This is a genomic window from Humibacter sp., from assembly GCF_051954055.1.
GTDB lineage: Bacteria > Actinomycetota > Actinomycetes > Actinomycetales > Microbacteriaceae > Humibacter.
Genome location: NZ_JBQCIE010000094.1, coordinates 1 through 4,267, shown reverse-complemented (window position 1 = coordinate 4,267; position 4,267 = coordinate 1). Strand labels below are relative to the sequence as shown.

The following is a 4,267-nucleotide window of genomic DNA, read 5'->3' as shown; positions in this document are numbered from 1 at the left end:
CGCATCCAGTCCGCTCGATCGATGCCCGGCACTGCACGCCCCTCGCTGTCATCGCCACCGTCGGTCGCGTGCATCCGATCGTCCGCCGGGCAGACCCGATCGAGCCTTCGGGCCCGCGATAGGTTTGAGCCTATGCGAGTGCACGTTGCCGATCATCCTCTGGTCACCCACAAGCTGACCGTGCTACGCAACCGCGAGACGCCCGCGGTGACGTTTCGCGCACTCGTCGAAGAGCTGGTGACCCTGCTCGCCTACGAGGCCACCCGCGCCGTGCGCGTCGCGCCCATCGAGATCGAGACACCCGTCGCGCGCACGACCGGTGTGACGCTGGCCGAGCCGAAGCCGCTCGTCGTGCCCATCCTGCGTGCCGGCCTCGGGATGCTCGAGGGCATGGTCAAGCTCGTACCCTCAGCGGAGGTCGGATTCCTCGGCATGGTGCGCAACGAGGAGACCCTGCAACCGGCCACGTACGCCGAGCGACTCCCCGACGACCTCTCCAATCGGCAGTGCTTCGTGCTCGACCCGATGCTCGCCACCGGTGGATCGCTGAGCGCGGCGATCGAGTTCCTGTTCAAGCGCGGCGCCGTGGATGTCACGGCCATCTGCATCCTCGCCGCACCCGAGGGCATCGCCGCCGTCGAACGTCTCACCGAGGGCCGCGATGTGACGCTCGTCGTGGGCGCCGTTGACGACCACCTGAACGAGCACGGCTACATCGTTCCGGGACTCGGCGACGCCGGAGACCGGCTCTACGGACTCGTCTGAGCCTCCGAGCGCCGACAAACGCCGAACACAGCCAGTTGCTGCAACTGCAGCCTCCCCGGCTGGCTGAGCTTGCAGGAACTGGCTGGGGATGGTCGGCGATACATTCGCCTGACTTTGACAAGAGGAGTAGGCATCCGGTTTACTTGCACACATGACTGCACCCACGCGCACCCTGACCTCCTTCGAGGCCCTTGGGCACGCCGGCATGATGATGCCCGGCCGCGCTGCCGTCATGTGCTGTCGAATGTGTCGCTGATCCGTCGACCTTTCGCCCCGCCGTCGCCGGCTGATCGAGCCGAAGCGCAGGCGTAACCTGCCGCTGATCGACCCGATTTCGCAGTCATTCGCGAGACATCCGTCTCCCATAGCGACGCTCTCCGGAAGCATCCCGCGCCTCTCGCTCGAGCTTCCGAACCGGCCGCCTGTCGGCCCAGCTCATCACCGAACCCGGTTCGAGAATCCGCGCACCACGCGCAGGCACCGGGCTCACCGCATCATCGCCCCGAGGACTTCACTCCCATGTCTCTTGCCACCGTCACCCCGCTGAACGACACCGCCACCATCGAGAGGCGGCCCACCCCCGTGCGAAGGTCCGCCGCTCCGCTCGCCGCGGCGAGCGCGCCCGCTGTGACGGCTCCGTCGGCCGCGGTGTCCGCTCCCGCTCGCACCGCGCATCCGCGTCGCGTGGAGCCGGGCGCACCGCAGCCGGTGCAGCCGCTCCCGGCACAGCAGCGCGCCGTGCCTGCCGCCGCCCCCGTGCAGGATGCTCCGGCACCCGTGCGCATCCGTGCCGTGCCGAACGGCACCCGGGCACGCGGCTTCGCCCTCTACGTCGGCTTCGACGAAGACAAGGCGAACGCCGCTGGGACGGATCTCGGCCACGTCGTCGAGGCGCTCAAGCGCCTGGCGGCCGAGATCGCGCCGGGCTCGGAGACCTACGCCGCCGTCGCGCTCGCACCGGACGCCGCCGGTGGACGCGACATCGACGTCGTCCGCCTCGCGTTGCAGGACCCAGCTGCCGTCGCCCGCAACCGCCAGACCGCCGACCCCGTGCAGGACAGGGTCACCGGCGTGGTCGTCGACATCTCGCGCAAGCGCCTGCTTCTCGACAACGACGCGGTCGGCCTGACCTACAAGGAGTTCGAGCTGCTGCAGTACCTCGTGCTGCGCGAGGGCCGCACCATCGACCGGGCAGAGCTCATCTCGTCGCTCTGGCGCGCCGGCGAGGACGACGTGCCGAACGAGCGCACGATCGACGTGCACATCCGGCGGCTGCGCTCCAAGCTGGGACGGTACGAAGACATCGTGCGCACGGTTCGCGGTGTGGGTTACCGCTTCGACCGGCACGCGGACGTGACCATCCGCCACGCAGGCGCGCCGAGCCCCGACCTGTTCTAGTCTTGCGCGCCGCGCGAGCGGCGGCGCGCCGCAGTTGGCAGAGCGCACGGCTGGGATCGATGCGCCGTCGAGGCCGCCGCATCGGCGAGCGTGTTGCGTTGCCGAGATGGACGCCTTGTCCCAGTCCCAGTCCCAGTACGAGCGGCGGCGGGTGCTGGGCCCCTAGCCGAGGGTGAAGCCGCCGTCGGAGGTGAGCACCTGGCCGACGACCCAGCGGCCGTCCGCTGAGGCGAGCCATCCGATCAGACGGGCCACGTCATCCGGATGCCCGAACCGGCCGAACGGCATGGACGCGAGCACGTCCGCGACGGTCTCCGGCGAGCGGTCGCTGGTGGCGGCATCCAGGTATCCGGTGTTCACCGGCCCCGGGTTGATGGTGTTGAGCAGGATGCCTCGCGGCAGCAGCTCCGCGGCCACGGTCGGCGTCACCCCGGCCAGCGCGGCCTTGCTCGCTGCGTAGGCCACCTCGCCGCGCATCGGACCCGTCTGCTGACCCGACGTCATCCAGATCACGCGCCCGGTGGCGAACTCGTCGATGGGCGCATTCAGGCCCTCGCGGTCGCCCGGTCGCGCCTCGGAATCCGAAGCGACGTGCCCTCCCCCGAACTGCTCCGCGAAGAACCGGGTCAGCAGCAGCGTCGACCGAGTGTTCACGTCGTAGTGCCCAGACAGCTTCTGCGCCGTCATGTCGAAGATGGAGCCGTCGCCGCCGGAGCGGGCATGGTTGCAGACCAGGATGTCCAGCCTGCCGATCGCGGACCGGGCCGCCTCGATGACGTGCTCAGGAGCATCCGGATCGGAGAGGTCGGCAGCGATGTCGCCGAACCGCGCGTCGGGCGCAAGCCGTTCCCGGATGCCTGCCCGCACGGCATCCAGATCGTCGCTGCCCCACGGCTGGCCGGCGTCGTGCGCCGCGTGATGCTGCACGAAGACGCTCGCGCCGAGTTCGGCGAGCCGGCGGGCGATGCCGTAGCCGATGCCGCGGCGCCGCGAGACGCCAGTGACGAGAGCAGCGCGACCGGAGAGCACGAGGCAAGAGCCTACAGGCCGAGCAGTTTCTGCTTCGCGGCGCTGAACTCCTCGTCGGTGAGAATGCCCTGCTGATGCAGGCCGGCGAGCCGCTGAAGCTCGCTCGTCACGTCGCCGCCGGCCGCCGCGGGCGGTGCCTGCTGAGCGACGGCCTGCTGCGCCGCCTGCTGCATCTGCGCCTGCTGTTGCTGTGCCTCGAACTGCTGCTGCTCGTACTGGTCCTCGGCCCTGCGCTGCTGGCGTGCGGCCATGCCGCCGGAGACGGCGGTCGCCGTGCCCGCGACCACAGCGGTGCGAGCGGCGAGCCCGATCAGTCCCGGACGTCCTATTCGACCGATGAATGGCATGTCTGCTCCGATCTCTCGACCCTGCTGACTCCGGTCCGCGCCGGCGTCACTCCTGCCTGGCGGTCGCCACGACCTCGTTCACGATCGGGGCGGGGATGCGCTCGCTCGCGAGCACGACGCCACCGGATGCCGCAAGCCGCGATGCGAGCTTCTTCGCCCAGAGCAGCTCCACGACGAGCAGCTCGGCGCTCGTGCCCGGCTCCAGTGATTCGGCGAAGTACTCGATGTCTTCATCGGCGGCGAGTCCGGAGAGGTCGAGCTCGGCGTCTTCGAGCCCGTAGGCATTCGTCGAATCCTCGACCTCGATCGTCTCGATGTCGCCCTCGATCGTTCGGCTGATCACGAGCGCGTCGATGATGCGCACGGCACCCTCGTGCACGAGTTCACGCACGGCATCCACCACGCCGGGGTCGGGCGCCTCGCCCTGGAACCCGACGAGCACGAACTCGACCGGCCCGTACTCCAAGTCGCTCATGGCAGTTCCTCTCGTGTGCGGGGATCTGTCCAGCATGCGCCGACGGGCGGCGCATGCGTATCCCCCCGGCAGGGTGAAGGGGGAGTATGGACGTCATGGCGAACGCGCAGGTTCAGCAGGCCCGCATTCAGCAGATCATCGACGAGAACCTCGACCGTCTCCGGATGCCCGGCGTGCTGAGCGTGCGACCGGGGTTCCGGATGCGGGATGGCTGGATCACCGACGAACGCGCGATCGTCGTGACCGTCGCGTC

General features: G+C 69.5%; 5 protein-coding genes. 2 read left to right on the top strand and 3 right to left on the bottom strand.

Going from position 1 to position 4,267, the window contains the following annotated elements; all coding sequences use genetic code 11:
- Window positions 1–132: 132 nt before the first annotated feature.
- Window positions 133–765 carry a uracil phosphoribosyltransferase gene (gene upp, locus ACTHNC_RS11405; protein ID WP_440294725.1) on the top strand — a complete coding sequence of 211 codons (633 nt, stop codon included), beginning with the start codon at window positions 133–135 and terminating at the stop codon, window positions 763–765.
- Window positions 766–1,284: 519 nt separating this feature from the next.
- Window positions 1,285–2,163, top strand: a complete 879-nt coding sequence (locus ACTHNC_RS11400) for a winged helix-turn-helix domain-containing protein (RefSeq protein ID WP_440294724.1) — start codon at window positions 1,285–1,287, stop codon at window positions 2,161–2,163.
- Window positions 2,164–2,325: 162 nt separating this feature from the next.
- Here the strand turns inward: ACTHNC_RS11400 and ACTHNC_RS11395 are convergent, their stop codons facing one another.
- The 3 genes from ACTHNC_RS11395 to ACTHNC_RS11385 are packed head-to-tail and all read right to left on the bottom strand — an operon-like array spanning window position 2,326 to window position 4,014.
- Entirely contained in the window at window positions 2,326–3,192 is an 867-nt protein-coding gene (locus tag ACTHNC_RS11395; RefSeq protein WP_440294723.1) for an SDR family oxidoreductase, read from the bottom strand.
- Between the two features lie 11 nt (window positions 3,193–3,203).
- Window positions 3,204–3,539 (bottom strand): SHOCT domain-containing protein, encoded by a 336-nt coding sequence (locus tag ACTHNC_RS11390; protein WP_440294722.1) that lies wholly within the window; start codon window positions 3,537–3,539, stop codon window positions 3,204–3,206.
- Between the two features lie 46 nt (window positions 3,540–3,585).
- Window positions 3,586–4,014, bottom strand: coding sequence for a DUF6325 family protein (locus ACTHNC_RS11385; protein WP_440294721.1), 429 nt, complete (start codon window positions 4,012–4,014; stop codon window positions 3,586–3,588).
- Window positions 4,015–4,267: the final 253 nt, after the last annotated feature.

What these genes read in the sequence shown, in the direction of transcription:
- ACTHNC_RS11385 (WP_440294721.1), bottom strand. Translation starts at nt 4,014, where the DNA reads ATGAGCGACTTGGAGTACGGGCCGGTCGAGTTCGTGCTCGTCGGGTTC.
- upp (WP_440294725.1), top strand. Translation starts at nt 133, where the DNA reads ATGCGAGTGCACGTTGCCGATCATCCTCTGGTCACCCACAAGCTGACC.
- ACTHNC_RS11390 (WP_440294722.1), bottom strand. Translation starts at nt 3,539, where the DNA reads ATGCCATTCATCGGTCGAATAGGACGTCCGGGACTGATCGGGCTCGCC.
- ACTHNC_RS11400 (WP_440294724.1), top strand. Translation starts at nt 1,285, where the DNA reads ATGTCTCTTGCCACCGTCACCCCGCTGAACGACACCGCCACCATCGAG.